Origin of the sequence: Labrys sp. 22185 (genome assembly GCF_052045555.1) — a bacterium.
GTDB classification, from domain to species: domain Bacteria; phylum Pseudomonadota; class Alphaproteobacteria; order Rhizobiales; family Labraceae; genus Labrys; species Labrys neptuniae.
In genome coordinates, this window is the sequence record NZ_JBQEPH010000012.1 from 15,317 (window position 1) to 40,147 (window position 24,831).

Consider the following 24,831-nt stretch of genomic DNA (forward strand, 5'->3'; position numbering starts at 1 on the left):
TCGACGAAGAACCGTATGACCGACACAACCCTTGCAGGTCCCTCCACGAAAGCTGCCAAAGCGGGCAAACAACAACGTCAAGGTTTCGATGGCGCCCGCCTGGATGGACGGGCGCCGGTGGTGATTACCTCAGCGCAGCGACCGGAAGGCGGCGCGGACTTCCTGCACGAACAGCTCCGGCTGCTCCCAGGCTGCAAAGTGGCCGCCATTCTTCGCCTCGCTGAAATAGACGAGGTTGTGATAGCAGCGCTCTGCCCAGCTCCGGGGGGCGCGATAGATCTCACCGGGGAAGACCGTGACGGCGACCGGCAGTTCGGGAATGTCGACGGCGTTGAAATTGTTGGAATGGTCTTCCCAATAGATGCGGGCCGCCGAAGCGCCCGTCTGGGTCAGCCAATAGAGGGAGATGTCGTCGAGCATCTCGTCCTTGGTCAGCACCTTCTCCGGATCGCCGCCACTATAGGTCCAGGTCGCAAATTTCTCGTACATCCAGGCGGCCATGCCCACGGGAGTATCCACCAGGGAATAGCCGATGGTCTGCGGGCGCGTGACCATCATGGTCGCGTAGCCTGAACTGTCCTTGTAGAAGACATCGAGAGCGTCGAAGGCCCGCCGTTCGTCCGGCGTGAGATTTGCCGGCGCCGGGCCACCGGCCGTCAGGATTGCAGCGATTTCCTTGGGCACCGTTCCCGGCATGTTGACGTGGATGCCGATCAGGCCGGGCACCTTCTGCAGGGCCATGCGGTGGGAGATCACCGAACCACAGTCGCCGCCCTGCGACACATAGCGCTCATAGCCGAGGCGCCGCATCAGCACGGACCAGGCCCGGCCGATATGGTCGGAGCCCCAGCCCCTGGCCGTCGGCTTGCCCGAGAAGCCGAAGCCGGGGATCGAGGGCACCACCAAATGGAAGGCATCCTCGGCCTTGCCGCCATATTTGGTGGGGTCGACCAGCGGATCCATCACCTTCATGAATTCGAGGATCGAGCCCGGCCAGCCATGGGTCATGATCATCGGCATGGCCTTGGCATGCGGTGAGCGGATATGGATGAAATGGATGTCGAGGCCGTCGATCTCGGTGACGAACATCGGCAGGGTGTTGAGCCGGGCCTCGACCTTGCGCCAGTCATAAGATTGCGCCCAATAGGCCACCAGCGGCTTCAGCCTTGCCAGCGTCACCCCTTGCGAGAAGTCGGACACCGTCTCTTCAGGCCAGCGCGTGGCGCTCAAGCGCCGGCGCAGATCGACGATATCCTCCTCGGCAATGGCAATCTTGAAGGGCCTGATATCGCTCCCGGCTTCCGCCGCGTAGAGCGCGGTGGGGATCAGGCCGACGAGCGCGGCGGCGGCGGCCGATTTGAGCAAACTGCGTCGGGACGTACCGAAATCATGTGAAGGCAAATTGCTCGAGGAAGACGAATTGGTCGAAGACATCTTGTTTGAAGACATGGGGCAACTCCATTCATTTCACGGCAGCCCGGCCGCCGGTGCCCTGTCTTTGGCGATGCCATGTTTGCCCGATATGTCCCCGCGGCCCCCGATCCGCATCCTGCTGTATCCGGCTGGCGTGCCGATACATTGCCATACAGGCGCCGTTCCCAAAGGCCACCCATGCCGGTGGCTGCGATGGCCGATTGTATCACTGTGTATCGAAGGGGAAGGGGCTTACACAGCCTTTCAAATCCAGGCGATGGCGACATAAGGCCGATACAGTGTTGCGGCTTTTTACGGTCACAACTTCAGCAATCGGGAATCATGTCGATGTCGGAACAGATCGATCAATCGCGCCGCGGCCTGCTCGGCACCCTGGCGTTCGGTGCCGTTCTGGCGCAGCTCGGCGCAATCGGTACCGCCAGTGCGCAAGCCAATTCCTCCGCGCCCACCGCCGGCCGCGGCACCCACACGTCCTTCGCCGCGCTCAAGCAGGTCAGGGCCGGTGTGCTCGATGTCGGCTATGCCGAGGCCGGGCCGGCCGATGGCGCGCCCATGCTGCTGCTGCATGGTTGGCCCTATGACATCCACAGCTATGTCGATGTCGCGCCGATCCTGGCGGCCGCCGGCTACCGCGTGATCGTGCCCTATCTGCGCGGCTATGGCAGCACGCGCTTCCTCTCCGCGGATACACCCCGCAACGGCCAGCAGGCGGCGCTGGGCAGCGACATCATCGCGTTCATGGATGCGCTGAAGATCGAGAAGGCCGTCATCGGCGGCTATGACTGGGGCGCCCGCACCGCCAATATCGTCGCTGCCCTCTGGCCCGAGCGCTGCAAGGCGCTGGTCTCGGTCAGCGGCTATCTCATCGGCAGCCAGGAACTGAACAAGGCGCCCCTGCCCCCGAAGGCGGAGCTGCAGTGGTGGTACCAGTATTATTTCGCCACCGATCGGGGCGCGGCCGGCTATGCGAAATATACCCATGATTTCGCCCGGCTGATCTGGGAGCTCGCCTCGCCGCAATGGAAGTTCGATGATGCGATCTTCGACCGTTCGGCGCAGGCCTTCGACAATCCCGACCATGTCGCCGTCTCGATCCATAATTACCGCTGGCGGCTCGGCCTGGCACAGGGCGAAGCCAAATATGACGCGCTGGAAAAGAAGCTCGCCGCCTTGCCGACCATCACCATGCCGACGATCACCATGGAGGGCGATGCCAATGGTGCGCCTCATCCGGAACCGGCGGCCTATGCCAAGCGGTTCTCCGGCCGCTACGAGCATCGCCTGATCAAGGGCGGCATCGGCCACAATTTGCCGCAGGAGGCGCCGCAAGCCTTCGCCCAGGCGATGCTCGACGTTGCCCGTTTCTGAACCAGGCGAAGGAGCTTCCTGATGAAGACCTCAGTGATCATGCCCTTGGCCGGGGCCTGCCTCGCGGCCGCAGTCGTCGCTGCGGCCGGGGCGCTCGCCCAGGACACGGACGTCACCAAGAGCAAACCCAAGCCGGCCTCGCCGATCTATGGCGTCACCATTCCGGACGGCTACCGGCAATGGGAACTGGTCGCCCCGGCCCTGGAACACGAGCCCCTCAACGAACTGCGCACCGTGCTCGGCAACAAGACCGCACTCGACGCCTATCGCGCCGGGACCCTGCCCTTCCCCGACGGGACAGTGCTGGTCAAGCTAGCCTGGAAGCATGTCCAGTCGCCCGAATTCGAATCCGCCTTGGTGCCGGGGCCGGCGACCACGGTGCAGGTGATGGTCAAGGATTCGAAGAAATATGCCGCGACGGGCGGCTGGGGGTTCGGACGCTTCATCGACGGCAAGCCGGTGGACCAGGCCCAGCATGAGACCTGCTTTGCCTGCCATGAGGCGCGCGTGAAGGCGCGTGACTATGTCTTTACCAAGCTGGCGCCCTAAAGCGCCCTGCTCCTGACGATCCGGGAATTCACATGCCGCTTCATCTCATCCTGTTCGCCGTCGCCGCCTTTGCCTGGCGCCTCATCACGCTCGCGATTTCGGCATGGCACGAAAAGGCCTTGAAGAGGGACGGCGCGACCGAATATGGCGCGAAGAACAGCATCTTCCTCGCTGCCTCTCACGTGCTCTACTACATCTGCGCGGTCGTCGAGGCGGCGGCCGGCCTACATGAGCCGAACACGCTGGTGTCTGCCGCGGGCATCGTGATCTATCTCGCCTCCGCCCTCGTCCTCGTCTCGGTGATCCGCTCGCTCGGCGGGCTATGGACGATCAAAATCATCATCAGCCCGCAGCATCGGCGGGTACAGAGCGGCCTGTTCTCGTTCGTGCGGCACCCTAACTACTTTCTGAACATCCTGCCGGAACTCATTGGTTTCGCTCTTGCTCTCAATGCCTATTGGACGCTGATGATCGGCATTCCCCTCTATCTCGTTCCCCTGGTGACCCGCATCCGGCAGGAGGAGGCCGCCATGCGCGCAACCTTCGCCCCCGAGCTGTAGCCAGGCGTTTTCATCCTCCACCCGACACAGGCTGCGGGTGACAACCCGAAGGAAAATCCGATGAAGAACTTCGTGAAGGGGCTGGCCGTCGCCGGCGCCTTGCTGCTGAGCGCGCCCGCACTGGCCGGGAGCGGCAAGCCGACGGTGGTGCTCGTGCATGGCGCCTTTGCCGATGCCTCGAGCTGGAACGGCGTGATCCAGCGCCTCGAAAAGGACGGCTACCCCGTCGTCGCCGCGGCCAATCCGCTGCGCAGCGTGCGCGGGGATGCGGATTCCGTGGCCAGCGTGATCGACAGCATCAAGACGCCGGTGGTCCTGGTCGGCCACTCCTATGGCGGTTCGGTCATCAGCGAGGCTGCCACCGGAAAAGCCAATGTCCAGGCCCTCGTCTATGTCGCGGCCTTTGCGCCCGATGCCGGCGAGACCGCCATCGGCCTCACCGGCAAGTTCCCCGGCTCGACACTCGGGCCAACATTGGCCCCGCCAGTGCCACTGTCCGGTGGCGACAAGGATCTCTATATCCAGCAGGCCAAATTCCCCGATCAGTTCGCCGCCGATGTCCCCAAGCCCGAGGCCAGGCTGATGGCCGCCACGCAGCGCCCGATCGCCGAAGCCGCCCTCGGCGAGGCCTCGACCGAGCCGGCCTGGAAGACGGTCCCCTCCTGGTTCGTCTATGGCGACAAGGACCGCAACATCCCGCCGCAGGCCCTGGCCTTCATGGCGGAACGGGCCCATTCCAAGCAGACCGTGGTGGTCAAGGGTGCCTCGCATGTGGTGATGGTCTCGAACCCGGCAGTCGTCGCCAAGCTGATCGAGACGGCGGCCCAGGCTTCGCCGGCCAAATAAATGGCTGATGCCGGCCAAGGCTTCGGGCACCAAGGCGGTCCCGGAGCTTGGCCCGATGCCAGGACTCTCGACAGAAGGAAGCCGTCCGGACTTCGAAGCCGGGCGGCTTCATCCAAGACAGGATTCGTCGATTTTTACGGAAAACCCGCCGCGCGCCGCGCGGAGGGAGCGCCCCCCGCCGAATATCGATGCCGGCAGCAAATGAATGAGAGACGAGCTGTTCGCCCCCTCTGCCTGCTCCTCAATTGTCCCGCGCGGCCGTGACGACCCGTTCGAGGAACTCGACCAGCTGCGGTTCGAACCGTTCGCCGAGAAGACACAGGCAGTCATGGCGGTCGTAGATGATCGCATAGCCGCGCTCTTCGAGAAACGCGCCGATCGCCTGCGAGGCGTCGGCCGAGAGCGCCACGTGCTCGAACAGGATCGCGGAAGGGCGGTGACGGTCGAAATCGAAGGTGCGCAAGACGATGTCGTCGCAGCCTTCGACATCGACCACCAGCAAATCCGCCGTCTCGAATCCGGTTTCCCGGCAAAGCGAATCGAGCCGGCGCGTGGCGACCGGCACGGTCTCGATCATGCCGGGCAGATCATCGTATTTGAGCTCGTGCATCATGATCGTCGGCAATGAGAAGCTGCTCAGCACGTCCTCACCGCGAACGATGTGGAAGTCTCGCCTGCCCTCCTCGGACCAGATTGCCTCGCCGCGAAAGACCAGCCCGGGGCATGCGTCGTAATGGGCACGCAGCCTTTCCATCGCAGCCGGTACGGGCTCGACCAGCAATCCGCGCCAGCCTCCCTGGATGACATGCCGGCTGATGGGATCGCCGCGCACGCCGTCATTGGCACCGACCTGCACGAAGGTGACCGGCGCCGCATCGGGCTTGATCCTGGAGAGCACGTAGTCGACGATCTCGGCGAAGATGTACTTCGTGTTGCGCGGCTCCTTCTTGCAGAACACCGAACTCGAAAGGCCGGCAACGCCGGGATAGACAGGTCGGTTCATCGCAATTCGTCACTTTCTTTCATCGTGGTGAGGCGGCATGCCACTCCGCAAGGACATGGCCCTTCGGGTGCGACGGCTTGTCGGATGCCGGCGGCCGATGCGAGGCTGGACGAAGACCATGCCTCCGCCACCCCACGATCGCCCGGGTGGTGGGGCACCATAGGAAATCGAGGCAGAGATTGCCAGGGTAGCGCCGATCCTTGGCTCGGCCGATCCTTGCCTTAGCCGATCCTTGGCTTGACGGCGAAGGTCGTGCCCCCTGCAACGGCGGCTCTTTGCTATCGTGAAACCGAGGCTGGCCCCGGGAATTTCACATTGCAACAGGATTGCCGCGCTTGAGAGGCTCGGGACATGCACGCCACAGCAAGCCATACAAAAGGAGCTGAGCATGGTTCGTGAAAGCGAAATCAGGCAGAATGAGGTAGCGGTTACCCCTCCCGAGCCGACGGATGCGGGGCTGGTCTTCATTGGCCTGATACGGACGCCATGGACGTCCAGACTGATGGCGCCGCGGCAGGGGCGATCCGACGGACCGGTCTGCCGTATCGAGATCTTCGAGCCCTGGCAGGCAGCATTGGATGGCATCGAGCGTTTCGAGCGCCTGGAGGTGTTGTACTGGCTGCATCTGTCGCGGCGCGACCTCGTCCGTCAGAGCCCGGCCGACAACGGCACCACCTATGGCACCTTCGCACTCCGCTCGCCGGTCCGCCCGAACCCGATCGGCACCTCGATCGCGACGCTGGTGGCTCTCGAAGGATCGACCCTGCTGGTCCGCGGGCTCGATTGTCTCGACGGCACCCCGTTGCTGGACCTCAAGCCCGACCGCACCCTGTTCAAACCGATCGCACCGGAGCAGCCCGGCGATCGGGAGACGCAGGCCTGACATGGTCCCCTCATCTTCCTGTCCCGCAGCACTGCAAGCGGGAAGCATGCCGTCAGGGCCATAGCTTTTCGCGTACCCATCCCGTCGCTCCGTGCCGGTAGTGCAGGCGTCGATGCCGACGTTCAGTATCGCCTTGCCAGAACTCCACTTCGCGCGGGGCTACGATGAACAGGCTCCAATGCGGCGCAACCAGATCCGGCCCTTGTCGCAGGCGCTCCCGCTGCAGTTCGAGCGCCTCCTCCAGCTCCCGTGGGGATGCCAGCCTCTCGCTTTGCCTGGCCGTGAGCGCAATCGCCCGCGCGCCCGGCGGACGGGCGAGAAAGTCGGCGTCGCGCTCATGCATGTCCGCTCGCCGGACCATGCCGCGAATGCGCACCTGGCGTCCGAGCCGCGTCCAATAGAAGGTCAGGGCCACCTGGGGGTTGAGCGCCATCTGGCGCCCCTTCGGGCCCTGGTCGGTTGATGCGAAATGCCAACCGCGATGATCGAGATGCTTGAGGATGAGGATCCGCGCATCCGGCGCCCCCTGCTCGTCGACGGTCGAGAGCACCATGGCATGCGGTTCTTCCACCCCGGCCTGCACCGCGTCGCGGAACCAGGAGGAAAACAAAAGCTGCGGATCGTCCGGCACCTCCTCCATGTCGAAGGTCGGTAGAGGACCGGCCAGCGACTTCAGGGCGCGTAATTCGTCCTTCATCATCGCACCTCACGGTCTCGATACGATCAATCGCAAGGATCCCTCGAAGAAGGGTTGGTGGCGCAGTCCACCGTAACGATCGTCCCAGGTGCCATCCTCGAGATCGCGGCTGAGATCGGCCACGAAGCGCGCCCCGACGGCAGGATCGACGAAACTCCAGGCCGAGTTGGCAAGCCGCGCACCGGACTCGAGCAGACGCTCCGGCCTGCCGTAATAGGCTTCGCCGAACCCGTCGATGCAGTTGAGCGGGATGGGTACGGGCCGGATCTCGACATGCCCTGCGAGCGCATCGGCAATGGCCGCCATGGCCGGATAGCGGCGTGCCTCGACGGCGATCATCTCCGGGGCATAGGCATGCAGCCAGCAGCGTTCCAGCGCATCGGGATCGCAACTGAGAACCACCACCGGCCCACGCGTAACCCGGCGCATCTCCCTCAGCCCCTGCCCGAGATTCGCCCATTGATGCACCGTGAATGTCGCCATACCGGCATCGAAGCTGCGGTCGGGGAACGGCAGGCGTTCGGCCGTCGCGTCGATTGCAGGCGACAGATGAACCGGCCGCTGTGCCCGCATCGAGACGGAGGGCTCGACCGCCGTCACCTTGCGATCGACCGGTTCATAGGACCCGGCGCCAGCGCCGACATTGAGCACGGTTGCCGCATCGCCCAAGGCCTCCAGGATGAATTGCGCCATGTAGGGATCCGGCTGGCGGTAGGTCCTGTAGCCGCTGCCGATCACGCCGTAATCCGCGTCACCGGCGCTGCCGTCCCCGTGTCTGCCGTGCATGTCCTGTCTCCTGCGCTGGCTTGGAACAAGGCGGGGCATCTGCTTGCCGACCGTCCTTCTTTGTTCTAAAATGGAAAATTATATCGACCGGGAGATAGAAAACCCTATGATTTACAGAATGAAAATCGATATGATCGAACATTCATTGTTCGGAAATTGCACATGGCAAGGCATATCCCCTCGCTGAACGCGTTGCGAGCCTTCGAGGCGGCAGGCCGACACGGCCTGATGACGCGCGCGGCCGAGGAACTCAACGTCACGCACAGCGCCGTCAGCCGCCAGATCCAGCATCTGGAGCAGGTTCTCGGCGTAGCGCTTTTCGAGGGCCCGAAGAACAGGCTGCGCCTGACCGATGCGGGTTCGACCCTGCTGGCCGGGCTGGTGAAGGCGTTCGACCAGATCGACATCTCGGTTCGCTCGGTGGCCGATATCGAGCAAGGGGCGCTGGACGTATCCTGCCCCGGCACCTTCACCATGCGCTGGCTCATTCCGCGGCTCTACCGCTTCCAGGCCGAGTTTCCCGAGATCGAAGTGCGCCTGACCGCCTCGTCCCGTCCCGTCGATTTCAGCAGGGACGGCTTCGACGTCGCCATACGTGTGGGCGCACCGCCATGGCCTGAGCGAGCTGACGTCATCGGCCTGTTTCCCGAGCAGACCGGCCCGGTGCTCTCTCCATCCTTGGCAGCCGCGTCGTCCGGCGATCTTGGCGGCGTACCCCAGCTCCACACGCGAACCCGCCTGCGGGCGTGGGACGACTGGCATGCGCGCTCCGTACAGTCGATCGATGCGGGGCCGCGTGTCGAGTACGAGCATTTCTATTTCATGCTGGAGGCTGCCAGGGCCGGCCTCGGCGTCTGCGTCGCGCCATGGCCCTATGTCAGCGAAGACATCCATTCCGGCCGCCTGCAGGCACCGATGGGGTTCCTCGACAGTGGCCACGACTATGTCGCCCTTCGCCGGGCGAGGCGCAATCGCAAGTCCAGCCTGTTTTGCGACTGGCTTCGCGCCGAAGCCGTCGACTTTCTGAAATCCGACCCGCCGGCGCTGGCCGGCTGAACAGCCGCAGTCGCGAGCCCCGTGCGGCGGCGCAAACCGCCAAGACGGCAAGGCATCGAGCCGCCCACGGAACGGAACGGCGTCCGGGACGAAAGAGCCTCGATAAGATGACGCCAGCAGCCCGCAACTATGGCTTAATTCGCTTCTCCCCTGTCCGACTTCGGAGAAGTTGCAATGGCTGCCATCGATCCCGTGACCGCCGGCGCCGTCCTGCTGGCAACCGCCGCCACGGATGCGGTCTATGTCATGTTCACCGCTGCGGTGGTGGCACGCAAGCGCGTTCCCGCCGCGACCTGGAGCAGCGTCTGGTATCTGCTGTCGTCCTATGCCGTCATCAGCTACACCGAGAACTGGGTCTATGTCGCCTTTGCAGCGTTGGGGTCGTGGCTCGGTGCCTACGCCTCGATCACCTTCTTGCACCGCCCGCCCGGCGGACCGCCGATCGGCGCGGCGCCAGACTAGGCCGCAGCAACCTTGCAGATCCGGCAACAGGCCATGCGAGAACCATGCGCCTTGCCGATACATGCCGCATGCGTCTCTGGTCGGGTCCAGAAACTGTATGGCCCGCCTCGGCCATACAGATTGGCGCAATTTGCATGGGACCGTTCCTGTGCACCCCAATGGTGCGTCTGTATGAGGCTGTCTTCGAGCGGCACGAACGGGTTGCTCCCACGGGCGCCAAGCCTCGCGCCCCTGACGCCTGCCCACGATCCCGACCCATGGCGGTCCAATCCCGGGAGACGCCACCTCATGAAGACGTCGTCCCCTCGCCAAGAGCCGACCAACGGGCCGACCATTCGGATCGGTGCCCTGGCTCCGCTCACCCGGCCTGGCTGGGTCGAGGCAGGCCGACATCTGCTCGCCGGGCTCGAATTGGCCGTTGGCGAGGTCAATGACGCCGGCGGCATCGGCGGAAGAGTGCTCGAACTGCTGGTCCGGGACACGGCCGCCGACCCACGAAGAGCCGTGGCAGCGGTCGATGAATTGAATCACTTGGGCGTGGCCGCCCTGGTGGGGGAATATCACAGCGTCGTTGCCCGCGCGGTGGCCGGCAGAGCCGATGCCCTTGGCCTGCCGTTCCTCTGCTCTTCGGCAGTTCTCGACGCGCTTGCCGAACAGCCGACAAACTGGGTCGCGCGCCTCGCCCCGGCTCAGTCCCATGGCTGGCAAGCCTACGCCGACTTCCTCCTTGATGCGGGCCATGGCCATATTGCCGCAGCGACCCAGCCGAGCGTCTACTGGGCATCCGGCGTCCGCCTGCTGCGGGATTACCTTGCCTCACACGGCGGCACCGTCATCGAACTCGACATGACCTCGCTCACCCCCGTGGCGATGTGCGACGAACTCGTCGGCCTTGGCATAACGGCCCTGCTTCTGCTGGTCGGGTACCCCGAGCCGGCCCTGGCGATCATCGAGGCCGTCCGCCGCGATCACCGGCTCGCCGGGATGATGATCGGTGCCCCGGCCGGGCAGCCGGAGTTCGCTGAATGGGCGAGGTTGCTCGGCGCCGATGGCACGGCCATCCCGTTCCTGCGCTATCTGCCCGGGCGTCTCGGGCCTCTCGGCACCCGCATCGAGATGCTCCTGCGCGAACGTCTGGCCGAACTTCCCTCCTTCGTCGCCTTCGAAGGCTACGACACCATCGCCGTCGTCGCTGCCGCCCTGCACGCTCACGGCACGGATCGGGCGCGCATTGCCGAATCCTGGCCCCAACTGGCCGTTACAGGCACCCGTGGCGAGATCCGGTTCTCCCGCATGCCGGGCATCGGTGTCTGGCAATGGGCCTGGCCACCCGTCCAGGTCGTCGATCGAGATCCGGCCGAGCCGGATCGGTTTCGGGCCCTCAACCTTCGGTGAGAAAGCCAGAAAGGCCCGATCGAGGCCTTTTCTTTCCAATCTCTTTTGTTTCGAAGTGCCTTTGCGATTCGACGCCGCCGCGCGGATAGCGGCCTCCTCAGATCGGATTTGCCGTGGAGCGGTCGTCAAGCCATTCTGCGGCATTCTGTTCGACATCCGAGGTCATCCCCTTCATGCCGATCCTGATCCTCCGTCTCGCCACCGCATGGGCCAGCGTCGCCGCCTTCCAGTTCCTGGCAGATCCCCTGCTGGGACAGCTCGACATGCCACTGGTCGCGGTGGCGGTCTTCGCGTGGCTCCTGGCCGTGATCATGTGGACGGCGTTCGGCGTCGTACATGAGGCGGAGGTGCTCGCGCACCGCCTCGGCGAGCCCTACGGCACGCTGATCCTCACGCTCGCGATCGTCATCATCGAGGTGGCACTGATCTCAGCCGTGATGCTGGGCGCCAAGGGAGCACCGACGCTCGGGCGCGACACCATGTTCGCCGTGCTGATGATCGTCCTCAACGGGGTGGTCGGATTGGGCCTTCTGCTCGGCGGCATGAAGCACTTCGCCCAGCGCTACAATCTGAAGGGTGCCTCGTCCTATCTCGCCATCATCATTCCACTGGCCGTCATCCCGCTGATCCTGCCGAATTTCACCACCTCCGTCAGCGACGGCTCGCTGACGCGCTTTCAGGCGATCAGCTTCTCGATCTTCACGCTCCTGCTCTACGGTGCCTTCCTGGTACTCCAGACCGGCCGCCATGCCGAGTTCTATCGTGAGCCGTCCAGCGACGCGCCTCCGGCACAGGAGGAGGACGCGGAAATCGAGGAGGCAGCGGCGGGCGGCCCGATCGCAATGCCTCTCCTCCTGCTCCTGCTGAACATCCTGCCCATCGTCCTCCTGGCGAAGAGCCTGGCCAAGGTGCTCGACTTCGGCATCGCCCGGCTCGGCGCGCCGACGGCGCTCGGCGGCATTCTGATCGCCATGATCGTGTTCACACCGGAATGCATCACGGCTTTGCGGGCCATCACCGCCAATCAGTTGCAGCGGGCCATCAATCTGTGTCTCGGTGCAGCCGCCTCGACGCTGGGTCTCACCGTGCCGGCCATTCTCCTGATCGGCCTCCTGACCGGGCAGAATGTGGTACTCGGGCTCTCGGCGACCAACATGATCTTGCTGGCGATGACGCTCGTATTGTCGACGCTCACCTTCACGGGCACCAGGACGACGATGCTGGAAGGCGCCGTGCATCTGGGCGTGTTCTTCGTCTTCCTGGTCCTGGTCTTCAGCCCGTGAGAAACATGCCGCTCGATGTCGCAGGTCAATCTCCCGCTCTCGCGACAAGGCGGGACCAGGCCAGCATTCCCAGGATCATTGCGGCGACGAACAGCAACACGACCGGCCTCGCCGTCGACAGCGCCGCGATCGCTGGTCCCGGGCAAAATCCGGCAAGGCCCCAGCCTACGCCGAAGAGCAAGGCGCCGAGGAGAAGCGGCCGATCGATCCTGGTCTTGGCAGGAAGATGGAAGCGCTCGTCGAGCCAGGGACGAGACAGGCGACGCTGCAGGAAAACACCGGGAATGGCGACCAGCACCGCGCCTGCAAGGACGAAGACCAGGCTCGGATCCCAATGGCCACTGGCAACGTCCAGGAAGCCGAGCACGCGGGCGGGATCGATCATGCCCGATATCGCAAGCCCCAGTCCGAAAATCATGCCGGCCAGCAGCGATACGGCCGGCCGGAACAGGTTGCCGTCCGTCATCGCACCAGCTCCAGCAAGGATGCCGTGAGCAAGCCGCCGCCCAGGAACATGGCGGTTGCCGCAATCGAGCGCCGTGAAAAACGGGCGAGGCCGATAATGCCGTGCCCGGACGTGCAGCCCGATCCCATCCGCGTGCCAAAGCCGACCAACAGGCCTGCCAGCACGACCAGCGGCCAGGGCGTGGATACGGTCATGGCAGGCAGAGATCCACTGGAGACGGCAAGGACGATCGGGCCGAGCACCAGCCCGACGACAAAGGCGCCATTGTCGACAACGCGCTGGCCTGCCAGAAGGCGACCGGCAATGCCGCTGATGCCTGCCACCCTGCCATTGGCAAGCAGAAGGAGCACGGCGGCCGCTCCGATCAGCATTCCGCCGAACAATGCATTCCAATAAGCCGCCATGGCGTCCTTCCGGCCTGATCGGGCATGGCGCAGCCTTCCGGTCCAGGCCACCTCGCCCCGCTCCTCGTCAATTCGGCGAGCATAGGTTCGCAGATCCTAACATTCGCCTTCGCGGGCCGGAGACGCCGCCACGGCCAGCCGGCCCGATCAATGCGCCATCAGAACGGGGAGTTCCGCTGTGTCGAGCACATGCTGGGTCAAGCCGCCGAGGAAGGCCTGGCGCAGGCGGCTATGGGTATAGGCGCCCATGACCAGCAGCGTCGCGCCAGCCCGGTCGCAGGCTGCCAGGATCTTTTCGCCATCGCTTCCGGCGAGATCCGGCACCAACCCCGCCTTCTCCACGATCACGCCGTGCCAGTGCAGATAGTCGGCCAGATCCGCGATGCCGGTCTGCCGGTCCGCTTCGGAGGGAATGGTGATGATCGAGATGCGTTCCGCCTCATGCAGCAATGAGACGGACTGGCCGACGGCACGCGCCCCTTCCAGGCTGCCGTTCCAGGCGATCACGACATGCCGGAGCAGATTGTCCGGCAGGCGCTCCCCCAGCATCAGGGTCGGTCGCCCCGAAGAGAACACCGCCGCGTCGAACGCCGCTGCATCGAAGGGCCCGCCTTTGGTCGGGTTGTCGACGATGATGAGGTCATTGACGCGGCCGTTGAGCGCCACGAGCGTCTCGACGTCGCCCCCCCTTTCGGTCCAGGAGGCGAAGGTGGCATCGAGCCGGCGATTGGGCTGCAGCTCGACCCGACTGCTGGAACACCAGCGTTCGAATGCCTGCCTGCCAGCCGCGGCCAGAGCCTTGGCCTCGCAGGAAGCATTGCATTGGGGCGGGACACCGCCTGCGCCGACCAGAAGAACGGGCGGAGCCACGATCTCCAGGTCCGGCCTGACATAGAGTGCGTTGATATGGGCATGCGTGCGCCTGGCGAGCCCCAATGCGGCCGCCAGACGACGCTCGGGCCGGATGCCCGGGCCGGTGGGAACCAGAATGCAGCGAAGTGGCACGGCGGATCTCCTTGGATGACACTCTTGTTCTAGGCTCGGCGTTTCCCCCGACATTGAGCTGCATCAAGGCCAGTCAAATGCGCTCTCGAATAGGTTGGCCTGCCGCCCGCGCAGGACCGATGGACACTCTGGTCGTGCCGGGGCTCCAAGCCGGGAACATCCCGGGCCGGCAATTGATTTACCAAAAGAGTCAGATGCGGCGGGTCCCGCCTTCTGCGCTCTGACACCAGGCGTCCTCACCGGCAGATCATACTCGGTCGACGTTGCTTCCATCTCGATCGCACTCGCCAGAGTGGCGGCCAAAGGAAAGTCTTTCGATGAACGGCATCCTTCTCACCTGCAATCCCGGCTCCTCCACCATCAAGCTCGGGCTGTTCAAGCGCGAGGACAGGAAGCTCGAACGCCTGGGCATGGGCATCATCGACCTTCGCCGCAAGCCGCTCGGTCTCCACATCGCGGAGGGTCCCGAGGTCGTCGACATTCCCTTGAAGGCCTCAGCCACCGAGGACTTCCACGACGTCATCGACGAGACCCTCGACCTGTTGAGCAGACATTTTTCTCTCGACGAATTGGTGGCCGTCTGCCACCGCGTCGTCCATGGCGGCGACGTCTTCTCGCGGGCCGCCCTGATCGACGATGCGACCTTGAGCGCCATCGAGGACCTGGTTCCCCTCGCTCCGCTGCACCAGCCCCAAAGTGTGCGGCTGATCCGGGCCGTCCGGCACCTCCGCCCCCACCTGGTGCAGACCGCCTCCTTCGATACCGCCTTCCATCATGCCCAGGCCGATATCGTCCGTCGCTTCGCGCTGCCTCGCGATCTCTTCGACCAGGGCATCAAGCGCTACGGCTTCCACGGCCTGTCCTATCAATTCATCGCCGGCAGGCTGAGAGAAATCGCACCACGCCTGGCCACTGGACGGGTGGTGGTCGCCCATCTGGGCAGCGGCGCAAGCCTGTGCGCACTCGCCAACGGGGTCAGCCGCGATACCTCGATGGGGTTCTCGACCCTGGACGGCATTCCCATGGCCACGCGCTGCGGCGCCCTGGATCCCGGCGTCCCGCTCCATCTCATGAAGCAGCGCGGCTATTCGCCCGAGGCTCTCGAAGATCTGCTCTATCACCGCTCCGGCCTGCTCGGGATCTCGGGGTTGAGCGCCGATACCCGCGACCTCCTGGCCAGCGATGCAGCCGAGGCGGCCGAAGCCATCGACCTGTTCTGCCTGCGGATCGCCCGGGAAATCGCGGCACTGGCGACAACCGTCGGCGGGTTGGATGCACTGGTCTTCACGGCCGGCATCGGCGAGAACCAGCCCCTCATCCGAGAGAAGGTCTGCGGCCACCTCGCCTGGCTCGGCCTCGATCTCGACTTCGAGGCCAATAGCGAGAATGCACGCCGGATCAGCGCCGATACCAGCGAGATATGCGCCCTGGTGATGGCGACCAACGAGGAACAGGTCATAGCCGAGGAGGCGCTCGGGCTTCTCGCCAAACTCGACGGTGAATAGGCGTTCGCGCTAACGCATGCTCGCCAGATAACCGGCGGCTCCTCCCGCCGCCACGGCAAGCAGGCTGATCGCGCCGAAAGGCAGGGCGCAACGCCATCCCCCTGCATAGGCGGCCATGCCCACCTTTGCCAAGGCATTCACGGCGACAGCCAGGCCGATGGCCAAGGCGGCGGAACCGAGGCCAAGATCGGCAAGGCTCATGCGGGCGATCGAAACGGTGACCGCATCGACATCCGCCAAACCCGACACCGCCGCGAGCATCATGACGCCCGCTCCTCCATAGGCCTGCTGCAGCAATTTGCCTGCCACCAGGACGACAGCCATGAAGGCTGCCAGCTTGAGTGCCGAACCGAGTTCGAGCGGATTGGAAAGCTCCAGCTTCGGGGCCTCGTGGTCCACACGCCTGATGGCCAGAACGCAGGCGCCGATCGCCTGCGTCACCGCCGCAGCCAGGGCCGGAAAGGCCAGGCTGGCGAGCAGGCCCGGATTGAGAAGGGCAGCGATGAGGCCGACACGCAGCACCATGATGGCGCCCGCCGACAGCATGCCCGCAACCAGGATCGACCAGGATTGCGGATGGGTTCCGGCCATACGGGCCAGAGCCATCGTGGTCGCGGTGGAGGACGACAGGCCCCCGGCCAGGGAGGCCAGAATGACGCCGAGCCTGTCGCCGAACAGGCGGATGGCGACATATCCGCCGAAGGAAATCCCGGCGATCAGGATCGCAAACAACCAGAGCTGCCACGGATTGAGGGTCTGCCACGGGTCGACGGTTCGATCCGGCAGGATGGGCAACAGCACGCAGGACATGGCGAGCAGCACCAGCACGGCCTTGATCTCCGGCCAGGTCAGTCCGCGCACCCACCCGTGCAACTGTTCCCGCAAGGCGAGCAGGATCGTCATTGCCACCCCGCCGGCGGCAGCAATCTGGATCTCACCGGTCAGCGCATAGGCGCCGAGGAGGAAGGTGAGCAATCCCGCCACCAGCGAGGTCGCCGAAAAATTGCCCTCGGCCTTCGCCTCCAGCCAATGAAACGTCGTCAGGGCACCCGCGAACCCCAGGAACACGAAGCCGAGGATCACCGGACCGACCGCATGGGACAGGGCGCCGGCGACGCCTCCGGTGAGTCCGGCAAGCGCGAATGTACGAAGCCCGGCGACCCGTTGGTGATCCTCCTCCTCGCGGGTCCGCCAGCCCCTTTCCAGGCCCACGAGCAGGCCAATGCCGAGGGCGACCGCAAGGCGGGCAAGGATCTCGGTCTGGCTCATGCCGATCTTGCCCTGCCGGGCAGCTTTCCGCCCGGATCAGTCTGTGCGGGACTTGCCATTCGCGCATCTGAGCGCCAGGCACGACAGGGCTTCATCTTCGACATCCTTGCGCGGCAACGTGGCATCGAGACGATGCCACGAAATACGCCCCAGATCATAGTCCGCCTGTTTGCGCACCACGTTGACATCGGCATCGGAGGCGTCGTTCGCCCGGCTGGCTACGCGCTGCTCCATGACGGGCAGCGGCGCGTGCAGCCAGAAACCGGTGAAGCCGACGCCGGCACGCAGCGCTATGCCCTCCGCGACGTGCCTCTGGGGCAAATTCGCATAGACGGCATCCAGGATGACGCTGCAGTCCGCAGCCAGGACAACATCCGCCTTGCGGCTGAGCGTGTCATAGACGGCGGTGCTGGAAGACGGCGTATAGGTCGAGGATGGCAGCTTCTGTGTCTGCTCGATGCCGGCAAGGCGCTTGCGCTCGATGTCGCTGCGCAGGACGACGGCACCGGGCGCTCTGCCCAGGAACGGGGCCAATGCCAGCGCCAATGTGGTCTTGCCCGTGCCCGACAGGCCGCCGATCGCCACCAGCCGTGGCGGCAGCTTGACCAGGAAACGACGCGCGAGCTCGAAGTAGCGCCGGGCTTCCAGCCGGCTTGCCTCGGCCTCCGACGGTGCCTGGACCATTGCCGCTGCAGCTGCGATCTTGGCCCGCAAGGCTGCCCTGATGGACAGGAAGAGAGGCAAGGCTGCAAGGCCGGCCAGATGAGCTTCGGACGCTTCCCACAAATAACGGTTGAGCACCACATTGGCATGGCGATGCAGCCCGCGATCCCAGAGGTCCATCAGCAGGAACGCCAGGTCGTACAGCACGTCGCAGGTCGCGATCGCCTCATCGAATTCGATGGCGTCGAACAAGGTGGCCCGCCCGTCGATGACGGCGATGTTGCGCAGATGCAGATCCCCATGGCAGCGCCTGACGAAACCAGCCTTGCTGCGTTCGATCAGGAGATCGAAGCAATCGCGATAAGCCCGGCTGGCCGCCTCGGTCAGGACCTCGATTTCCTGCAGCGGAAACAAGGTCGGGCTTTCGCGAAATGCCTCGTCATTCTGCCGGATGTAGCGTTCCAGGCTCCGGGCAGCCTCCAGGCCATCTCGGATCGGGGCCTGTTCATGGGAAGCAAGCACGGCCGCGACGATCTCGGCCAGGAGGCTCTCGCTGATTGCGTTTCGGTCGGCGAGCCGGTCGAGCGTGCCGGTTTCGTCGAAGCGTCTCATCCGCACGACCCAGTCGACGGCCTCCCCTTCGCCGTGCAACTGCAGCCCGTCGCCGGACCTGGTGATCGGGACGGCGTCGAGATAGATCTGCGGCGCATAGGCGCTGTTGACCTCGACCTCCCGCTGGCAGGCCCATTCCCGGCGTTCCACCGTCGACAGATCCATGAACGGAAAGCGAACGGCTCGCTTGAGCTTGTAGACACGGTCTCCCGCCAGGAAGACGATCGCACCGTGGGTGTCGATGCGTTCTACCGGCTCGGTTCTGCCATGCGTGCTGGGTGAAAGCAGAAAACCGATCACCTCACCTTGGTCGGCAACGGCATGAGAGGTCGCGGGAGAAGGTTTTCTCAAGGTTGTGGACGTTGCCATGGTTACCCCCCTTCAACGATGCCGGGTCGATACATGGCTCCATTGAAGGGCTTCACGGTGCGAGCGAATTGATCCAGCGCAAGATTGTCCAATTTGGCGTCTGGGAAGGCAGCCGATTCACCCAAAAGGAAATCGCCGGCCGGGCCTTTGTCGAAAACCAACCGATCGCCACCCGAAATGGGCCCGTAACTGCTCCCCATTTTGAACAATTCTTCTTGAAAGATCGCCTCCGCCTCCCTCTATAGAGGAAATCTCTCGCGGAGGCCGGATGTGGTCGCACCATTGCAGGATGGGTCTGTTCCAGGCCAGGAGGATCGCGCGATCCGGACCGGCCTCGACTGCACGGGCATCGGCACCTGGATCTTCGACATCGCCTCCCGGACGGTGAACATATCGGACACGGCGCGGGCCCTTTTCGGATATCGCACCGGGCAGACCCTCGACTATCGCACTTTCCTCGCCTTGCTGGACCCGGCCGACATCGATGCGGCGACGGCGGCTCTGGACGCGTCGATTGCTTCGGGCACGGCCTTCGACATTTCCTGCCGCGTCCGCGCCCAGGACAGTCCCGGTCGCTGGCTGCGCCTTCGGGGCGGTGTCCAGCAGGGCGAAGACGGCAGGGCAATTTGCCTGGGCGGCATCCTCATCGACATCGACGAGGAAAAGCGTCTCGAAGAGGCCTTGCGTACGCGCGAGGAGCATCTGCGCTCCATCCTGGAGACGGTTCCCGATGCGATGGTGGTCATCGACGAGGCCGGGATCATGCAGTATTTCAGCCGTGCCGCGGAGAGGCTGTTCGGATATGCCGGATCGACGGCGATCGGCCAGAATGTCAGCATCCTGATGCCGGAGCCGGACCGCTCGCGCCACGACGACTACCTGCATCGTTATCAGCATACCGGGAACCGCCACATCATCGGCATCGGCCGCATCGTCACCGGCAAGCGCGAGGACGGCTCCACCTTCCCGATGCACTTGTCGGTGGGCGAAATGCAGTCGGGCGGGCGCCGCTACTTCACCGGGTTCGTACGGGACCTGACGGAATATCAGCAGACGCAGGCCCGCCTGTCCGAACTGCAATCGGAACTCGTGCATATGTCACGGCTGAGCGCCATGGGTGAGATGGCCTCCGCCCTGGCGCATGAACTCAACCAGCCCCTGGCGGCGATCAGCAATTACCTGAAGGGTTCGCGGCGCCTGCTGAGCGCCTCCAACCTCGAAGGTCTCGACAGGGTCGAAACCGCGCTCGATCAGGCAGCGGAGCAGGCCTTGCGGGCTGGGCAGATCATCCGGCGCCTGCGCAGCTTCGTGACGAGAAGCGAGAGCGAGAAACGCATCGAGAGTATCGCCAAGCTCGTCGAGGAGGCAGGCGCGCTCGGCCTGGTCGGCGCCCGCGAACAGGGAATTGTCCTGCGTTTCGACCTGGATCCCGCCTGCGACCTCGTCCTGGCGGACCGCGTCCAGATCCAGCAGGTCCTGGTGAACCTCTTCCGCAATGCGCTCGAAGCCATGCAGGGCTCCCCGCGGCGTGAACTGACCGTTGCCAATGCCCCGTTCGGCGACGACATGATACGCATTCGCGTCGAAGATACCGGCCATGGTTTTGCCGAGGACGTCCGCTCGAGCCTGTTCCAGCCCTTCTTCACCACCAAGCAGACCGGAATGGGCGTCGGCCTTTCCATCAGCCGCTCCATCATCGAAGCCCATGGCGGAAAGATGTGGGCCGAGACCAATCAGGCCGGCGGCGCCACCTTCCAGTTCACCTTGCCGCTCGGCACCCTTGCCGACTCCCAGAACTTGTCCGAGACTTCTTCCGATGCCTAACAATGCCAGGGTCTTTATCATCGACGATGACGCGGCTGTACGGGATTCGCTGGCGTTCCTCCTGTCGACCTCCGGCTTTGCCGTCACCGCTTTCGAGACAGCCGAGCACTTTCTCGAGGCCCTGCCCCGGCTCGGCTTCGGCTGCGTCGTCACCGATATTCGCATGCCCCAGATCGACGGCATCGAGCTGCTCAAGCGTTTGAAGGCAACAGCTGCCGATCTGCCGGTGATCGTCATGACCGGCCATGGCGATGTTCCCCTCGCGGTCGAGGCCATGAAACTCGGCGCACTGGATTTCATGGAAAAGCCTTTCGAGGACGAACGTCTCATCAATGTCCTGCAGGCGGCGTTCGAACAAAGCAGCAAGGCGACCAAGGTCGCTGCGGATGCAAGCGAACTGGCAGCCCGCCTCGCCTCTCTCAGTCCGCGCGAGCGACAGGTCATGAACGGCCTGGTTGCGGGCCTCTCCAACAAGGCGATCGCCAAAGAGTATGATATCAGCCCGCGCACGGTGGAGGTCTACCGCGCCAATGTCATGATGAAGATGCATGCCGGCAGCATCTCGGAACTGGTCAGGCAGGCGATACGCAGCGGTGCCCTGATCGATTGATCGCCTGCGTATCGCAATAGCTCCGCCGCGCATCAGACCGGCGCCATGGCCGGACCTTGAGCTGCATCAATTCCGCACCGGGAACACCGGCATATGCTCCCTCTTTGCACCGTCCCGTCCGGGCCCCTGCGGTGCCGGGAACCGCCATGACGTCCTCTCAGCCTCTCTTCGTAATTGCCGTCATCGATGACGACCGCGACGTGCTCGGCTCGCTCCGCTTCCTCCTGGAAGCAGAGGACTTCACGGTGCGAACCTATTCGAGCGGCGTCGACTGCCTGTCGCAAATGGCCTCCTTTGCGCCCGACTGCTTCGTCATCGACTACAAGATGGCGGAGATGGACGGTCTCGAGCTCGCCCTGCATCTGCGCGAGAGAGGACAAAGCGGGCCCGTGGTGCTGATCACCGGCTATCCCGATGAGACGATCGAGCACAAGGCGCACCGTGCCGGCATCCAGCACGTCGTGCTCAAGCCTCATATCGCCGAAAGCCTGGTCGCCAATGTCCGCGCGGCCATCGCCGACAGGAGCTTCCCCGACGACATCCGGTAAAGCCCTTAGGGGTCCTTCCCTAGGGATTCGACCGAAATATTCGCGAGCCTCGTTCGGGCCTACGACTTGGCCATCCGCCGCATCCAGGAGATGGCCACGATGTTCTCTCGCCACGAAATGTCCGCCCGATCAAAGGTCGATGCGCCACCACCTGTCGCCATTGGCACCGCCAATTTCGGTTCCTCCAGCTTTACGCTCCTGCCTGCGCTGCTCGGGACGATACACGGCTATGACAAGGGCGAGGAGATCTATGGCGACGACGAACCGGCGGACTATGCCTACGAAGTCATCAGCGGCGCCGTTCGCACCTGCAAGCTCCTGGACGACGGACGCCGGCAGATCGGCGCCTTCCATCTGCCCGGCGACATCTTCGGCCTGGAGATGGGTTCGGTGCATCGCATGACCGCAGACGCCGTGGTCGATACCACGGTGCGGCTGGTGCGGCGCAAGAGCCTGGAAGAAGCCGCCCTCAAGGATATCGGTGTCGCCAACGCCTTGCGCGCGCTGGCCTTGCGCGACCTCAGGCATGCCGAAGACCATATGATCCTGCTCGGCCGCAAGACGGCCCTCGAGCGTGTCGTCACCTTCCTGCTCGAAATGGATCGGCGGCTTGCCGTGGCCGGCATGTTCGAGCTGCCGATGTGTCGCCGCGACATCGGCGACTATCTCGGCCTGACGCTCGAAACCGTCTCGCGCGTGATCTCCCAGCTTCACGGCAAGGGCGTGCTCGGCCTGTCCAATGCCCGCCGGATCGTTTTGCGCAATCGGCAACTTCTCGGCGCCATGGCCGTTTAACTGGAAGCACCTTCGACCAGCACCCCATCCCGCCCTCCTGGAAATCTCGAAGACCTTGCCATGACCACAGCCTTGAAGCCCGAAGAACTCGCCCTCATCGACCGCTATTGGCGTGCTGCCAACTATCTGTCGGTCGGGCAGATCTACCTCCTCGACAATCCGCTCCTGCGCGATCCCCTCACGCTCGACCATGTCAAGCCGCGGCTGCTCGGCCATTGGGGCACCACGCCGGGCCTGAACTTCCTCTATGCGCATCTCAATCGCGTCATCAAGCGCGACGACCTCGATGTCGTCTTCATCTGCGGGCCTGGCCATGGCGGGCCGGCCATGGTGGCCAACACCTATCTGGAAGGCAGCTATAGCGAGATCTATCCGGAGATCGCCGAGGACGAGGATGGGCTGCGCCGCCTGTTCCGGCAATTCTCCTTTCCGGGCGGCATCCCCAGCCACGCTTCCGCGGACACGCCCGGCTCGATCCACGAAGGCGGTGAGCTGGGCTATGCCCTGGTTCACGCCTATGGCGCGGCTTTCGACAATCCGGACCTGATCGTCGCCTGCGTCGTCGGCGACGGCGAGGCCGAGACCGGCCCCCTCGCCGCATCCTGGCATTCCAACAAGTTCGTCAATCCCGTCCATGACGGCGCGGTGCTGCCGATCCTGCATCTCAACGGCTACAAGATCGCCGGCCCCACCATTTTGGGCCGGCTCGGGGACGAGGAAATCCGCAAGCTCTTCGAGGGCCTCGGTCACGATGTCCTCTTCGTCGAGGGGTCGGAGCCCGCCTTGATGCACCAGGCCATGGCTGCGGCCTTCGATCAGGCCTTTGGCCGCATCCGCGCCATCCAGAATGCGGCCCGTACCAAAGGCGAGACGGGGCGTCCGCGCTGGCCGATGATCGTGCTGCGCAGCCCCAAAGGCTGGACGGGCCCCAAGGAGGTCGACGGCCTCAAGACCGAGGGCTTCTGGCGCTCCCATCAGGTGCCGCTCAGCGGCCTTGCGGAAAAGCCCGGTCATCTGGCTTTGCTCGAATCCTGGATGCGAAGCTACCAGCCCGACCAGCTCTTCGATGCCGAAGGCCACCTCCTGCCGGACCTGAAGGCGCTCGCTCCGAAGGGAGACCGGCGCATGGGCGCCAATCCTCACACCAATGGCGGCCGGAAATATCACCTGCACTGCCCCGACCCGCGCGCCTTTGCGGTTGCGGTGACATCCCCCGGCAGGACCAGTGCGGAGGCGACCCGGGTCCTCGGGCGCTATCTGGGCGAGGTGATGCGCCTCAACGCCGAGGCCCGCAATTTCCGCATCATGGGACCGGACGAGACCACGTCCAACCGGCTCGATGCCGTGCTGGAGGTAACGGATCGCACCTGGATGGAGCCTCGCCTGCCCGAAGACGTCCATCTATCGCCGGACGGGCGCGTGATGGAGGTCTTGAGCGAGCATCTATGCCAGGGATGGCTGGAAGGCTATCTGCTGACCGGCCGCCATGGGCTGTTCAATTGCTACGAAGCCTTCATCCACATCGTCGATTCCATGTTCAACCAGCATGCCAAATGGTTGAAGGTGTCGCGCGAGCTCGCCTGGCGCCAGCCGATCGCCTCGTTCAACTATCTGCTCAGCTCCCATGTCTGGCGCCAGGACCATAATGGCTTCAGCCACCAGGATCCGGGCTTCATCGATCTTGTCGCCAACAAGAAGGCGGACATCGTCCGGGTCTACCTGCCGCCGGACGCCAACACGCTGCTTTATGTCGCCGACCACTGCCTGCACACCTACGACCGCATCAATGTCATCGTCGCGGGCAAGCAGCCTTCTCCCCAATGGCTGGACATGGAAGCGGCTGTGCGCCATTGCCGTGCCGGCATCGGCCTGTGGGATTTCGCCTGCAACGATCAGGGCAGCGAACCCGACGTGGTGATGGCCTGCGCCGGCGACGTGCCGACGCTGGAAACGCTGGCTGCCGTCGACCTGCTGCGCCAGCACTGCCCCTCGCTGAAGATCCGTGTCGTCAATGTGGTCGACCTCATGGCCCTGCAGGATCCCAGCCAGCATCCGCACGGGCTCGAGCAGCGCGAATTCGACGGGCTGTTCACCACCGACAAGCCGGTGATCTTCGCCTATCACGGCTATCCCTATCTCATCCATCGCCTGACCTACAGGCGGACCAATCACGACAATTTCCACGTGCATGGCTTCAAGGAAGAGGGCACGACCACGACGCCTTTCGACATGACGGTGATGAACGGTCTCGATCGGTTCCATCTCGCCATTGCCGCCATCGATCGCATTCCCGGCCTGCTGCCGGCCGCTGCCCATGTGAAGCAGGCCTTGCGCAACAAGCTGATCGAGCACGAGGACTATGTGCGCCGCCATGGCGACGACATGCCGGAGATCAAGAACTGGGTCTGGCCGCATGGGACGAATTGAGGTTCGCCCAGT

24 protein-coding genes are annotated in these 24,831 nt (G+C 64.4%); 15 read left to right on the plus strand and 9 right to left on the minus strand.

The features are described from left to right. Positions 1-129: 129 nt before the first annotated feature. A complete protein-coding gene (locus ACTJKX_RS21920) occupies positions 130-1,434 on the minus strand; it encodes an epoxide hydrolase family protein (RefSeq protein ID WP_440726604.1) in 1,305 nt (434 codons plus the stop codon). Positions 1,435-1,761: 327 nt separating this feature from the next. On the opposite strand from ACTJKX_RS21920, the gene ACTJKX_RS21925 reads away from it, so the two are divergent. From ACTJKX_RS21925 to ACTJKX_RS21940, 4 genes are read left to right on the plus strand one after another with little or no spacing between them, the layout of a single operon-like run. Beyond that, entirely contained in the window at positions 1,762-2,802 is a 1,041-nt protein-coding gene (locus ACTJKX_RS21925) for an alpha/beta fold hydrolase (protein ID WP_440726500.1), read from the plus strand. Positions 2,803-2,841: 39 nt separating this feature from the next. Then, positions 2,842-3,351 (plus strand): cytochrome P460 family protein, encoded by a 510-nt coding sequence (locus ACTJKX_RS21930; protein ID WP_440726605.1) that lies wholly within the window; start codon positions 2,842-2,844, stop codon positions 3,349-3,351. A 32-nt stretch (positions 3,352-3,383) separates the two neighbouring features. Continuing rightward, on the plus strand, positions 3,384-3,911 hold the full coding sequence (locus ACTJKX_RS21935; protein WP_440726501.1) for an isoprenylcysteine carboxylmethyltransferase family protein: 528 nt from the start codon (positions 3,384-3,386) through the stop codon (positions 3,909-3,911). A 60-nt stretch (positions 3,912-3,971) separates the two neighbouring features. Further along, positions 3,972-4,757, plus strand: a complete 786-nt coding sequence (locus ACTJKX_RS21940) for an alpha/beta fold hydrolase (RefSeq protein WP_440726502.1) — start codon at positions 3,972-3,974, stop codon at positions 4,755-4,757. 241 nt (positions 4,758-4,998) lie between these two features. Here ACTJKX_RS21940 and ACTJKX_RS21945 read toward each other — a convergent pair whose 3' ends face one another. Continuing rightward, the gene (locus ACTJKX_RS21945; RefSeq protein ID WP_367624541.1) at positions 4,999-5,760 is read right to left on the minus strand and encodes an FkbM family methyltransferase; all 762 of its coding nucleotides are present in this window, start codon (positions 5,758-5,760) and stop codon (positions 4,999-5,001) included. 388 nt (positions 5,761-6,148) lie between these two features. Between ACTJKX_RS21945 and tsaA the strand changes: the two genes are divergently transcribed. Then, positions 6,149-6,643, plus strand: a complete 495-nt coding sequence (gene tsaA / locus ACTJKX_RS21950) for a tRNA (N6-threonylcarbamoyladenosine(37)-N6)-methyltransferase TrmO (RefSeq protein ID WP_311943453.1) — start codon at positions 6,149-6,151, stop codon at positions 6,641-6,643. A 52-nt stretch (positions 6,644-6,695) separates the two neighbouring features. On the opposite strand, the gene ACTJKX_RS21955 is transcribed toward tsaA, so the two are convergent. Then, entirely contained in the window at positions 6,696-7,343 is a 648-nt protein-coding gene (locus ACTJKX_RS21955) for a pyridoxine/pyridoxamine 5'-phosphate oxidase (RefSeq protein WP_440726503.1), read from the minus strand. A gap of 6 nt (positions 7,344-7,349) precedes the next feature. Further along, entirely contained in the window at positions 7,350-8,126 is a 777-nt protein-coding gene (locus ACTJKX_RS21960) for a class I SAM-dependent methyltransferase (protein ID WP_440726504.1), read from the minus strand. Positions 8,127-8,288: 162 nt separating this feature from the next. Between ACTJKX_RS21960 and ACTJKX_RS21965 the strand changes: the two genes are divergently transcribed. From ACTJKX_RS21965 to ACTJKX_RS21980, 4 genes are all read left to right on the plus strand, one after another. Then, positions 8,289-9,182 (plus strand): LysR family transcriptional regulator, encoded by an 894-nt coding sequence (locus ACTJKX_RS21965; protein ID WP_440726505.1) that lies wholly within the window; start codon positions 8,289-8,291, stop codon positions 9,180-9,182. A gap of 174 nt (positions 9,183-9,356) precedes the next feature. Further along, positions 9,357-9,644 carry a hypothetical protein gene (locus ACTJKX_RS21970; RefSeq protein ID WP_068284402.1) on the plus strand — a complete coding sequence of 96 codons (288 nt, stop codon included), beginning with the start codon at positions 9,357-9,359 and terminating at the stop codon, positions 9,642-9,644. A gap of 288 nt (positions 9,645-9,932) precedes the next feature. After that, complete coding sequence (locus ACTJKX_RS21975; protein ID WP_440726506.1) at positions 9,933-11,039, plus strand: ABC transporter substrate-binding protein; 1,107 nt, start codon at positions 9,933-9,935, stop codon at positions 11,037-11,039. A gap of 173 nt (positions 11,040-11,212) precedes the next feature. Continuing rightward, the gene (locus ACTJKX_RS21980) at positions 11,213-12,322 is read left to right on the plus strand and encodes a calcium:proton antiporter (RefSeq protein ID WP_440726507.1); all 1,110 of its coding nucleotides are present in this window, start codon (positions 11,213-11,215) and stop codon (positions 12,320-12,322) included. Between the two features lie 25 nt (positions 12,323-12,347). Here the strand turns inward: ACTJKX_RS21980 and ACTJKX_RS21985 are convergent, their stop codons facing one another. The 3 genes from ACTJKX_RS21985 to ACTJKX_RS21995 form a co-directional block, all read right to left on the minus strand. Then, positions 12,348-12,788 carry a DUF6691 family protein gene (locus ACTJKX_RS21985; protein WP_440726508.1) on the minus strand — a complete coding sequence of 147 codons (441 nt, stop codon included), beginning with the start codon at positions 12,786-12,788 and terminating at the stop codon, positions 12,348-12,350. Then, positions 12,785-13,243: a YeeE/YedE family protein gene (locus tag ACTJKX_RS21990; protein WP_394312766.1), complete on the minus strand. Its 459-nt coding sequence runs from the start codon at positions 13,241-13,243 to the stop codon at positions 12,785-12,787. The genes ACTJKX_RS21985 and ACTJKX_RS21990 overlap by 4 nt, the downstream gene beginning before the upstream one ends. A 96-nt stretch (positions 13,244-13,339) precedes the next feature. Beyond that, positions 13,340-14,197 carry a universal stress protein gene (locus tag ACTJKX_RS21995; RefSeq protein WP_440726509.1) on the minus strand — a complete coding sequence of 286 codons (858 nt, stop codon included), beginning with the start codon at positions 14,195-14,197 and terminating at the stop codon, positions 13,340-13,342. A gap of 317 nt (positions 14,198-14,514) precedes the next feature. Here ACTJKX_RS21995 and ACTJKX_RS22000 point away from each other — a divergent pair, with 317 nt between their 5' ends. Then, positions 14,515-15,702, plus strand: a complete 1,188-nt coding sequence (locus ACTJKX_RS22000; protein WP_440726510.1) for an acetate/propionate family kinase — start codon at positions 14,515-14,517, stop codon at positions 15,700-15,702. 9 nt (positions 15,703-15,711) lie between these two features. On the opposite strand, the gene ACTJKX_RS22005 is transcribed toward ACTJKX_RS22000, so the two are convergent. Both ACTJKX_RS22005 and ACTJKX_RS22010 read right to left on the minus strand, forming a co-directional pair. Then, positions 15,712-16,971 carry an MgtC/SapB family protein gene (locus ACTJKX_RS22005; protein ID WP_394312771.1) on the minus strand — a complete coding sequence of 420 codons (1,260 nt, stop codon included), beginning with the start codon at positions 16,969-16,971 and terminating at the stop codon, positions 15,712-15,714. Positions 16,972-17,007: 36 nt separating this feature from the next. Then, positions 17,008-18,615 (minus strand): AAA family ATPase, encoded by a 1,608-nt coding sequence (locus tag ACTJKX_RS22010; RefSeq protein WP_440726511.1) that lies wholly within the window; start codon positions 18,613-18,615, stop codon positions 17,008-17,010. Between the two features lie 270 nt (positions 18,616-18,885). Here ACTJKX_RS22010 and fixL point away from each other — a divergent pair, with 270 nt between their 5' ends. The 5 genes from fixL to ACTJKX_RS22035 all read left to right on the plus strand — a co-directional run bounded on the left by fixL (position 18,886) and on the right by ACTJKX_RS22035 (position 24,819). Beyond that, positions 18,886-20,439, plus strand: a complete 1,554-nt coding sequence (gene fixL, locus ACTJKX_RS22015) for a sensor protein FixL (protein WP_440726512.1) — start codon at positions 18,886-18,888, stop codon at positions 20,437-20,439. After that, positions 20,432-21,049, plus strand: a complete 618-nt coding sequence (gene fixJ / locus ACTJKX_RS22020) for a response regulator FixJ (RefSeq protein ID WP_440726513.1) — start codon at positions 20,432-20,434, stop codon at positions 21,047-21,049. Before fixL ends, fixJ begins: the two co-directional genes overlap by 8 nt. Before the next feature lie 146 nt (positions 21,050-21,195). Continuing rightward, the gene (locus tag ACTJKX_RS22025; protein ID WP_440726514.1) at positions 21,196-21,597 is read left to right on the plus strand and encodes a response regulator; all 402 of its coding nucleotides are present in this window, start codon (positions 21,196-21,198) and stop codon (positions 21,595-21,597) included. A 99-nt stretch (positions 21,598-21,696) separates the two neighbouring features. Beyond that, on the plus strand, positions 21,697-22,392 hold the full coding sequence (locus ACTJKX_RS22030; protein WP_311943485.1) for a helix-turn-helix domain-containing protein: 696 nt from the start codon (positions 21,697-21,699) through the stop codon (positions 22,390-22,392). A 60-nt stretch (positions 22,393-22,452) separates the two neighbouring features. Further along, positions 22,453-24,819, plus strand: coding sequence for a phosphoketolase family protein (locus tag ACTJKX_RS22035; protein WP_440726515.1), 2,367 nt, complete (start codon positions 22,453-22,455; stop codon positions 24,817-24,819). The last annotated feature ends 12 nt before the right edge of the window (positions 24,820-24,831 follow it).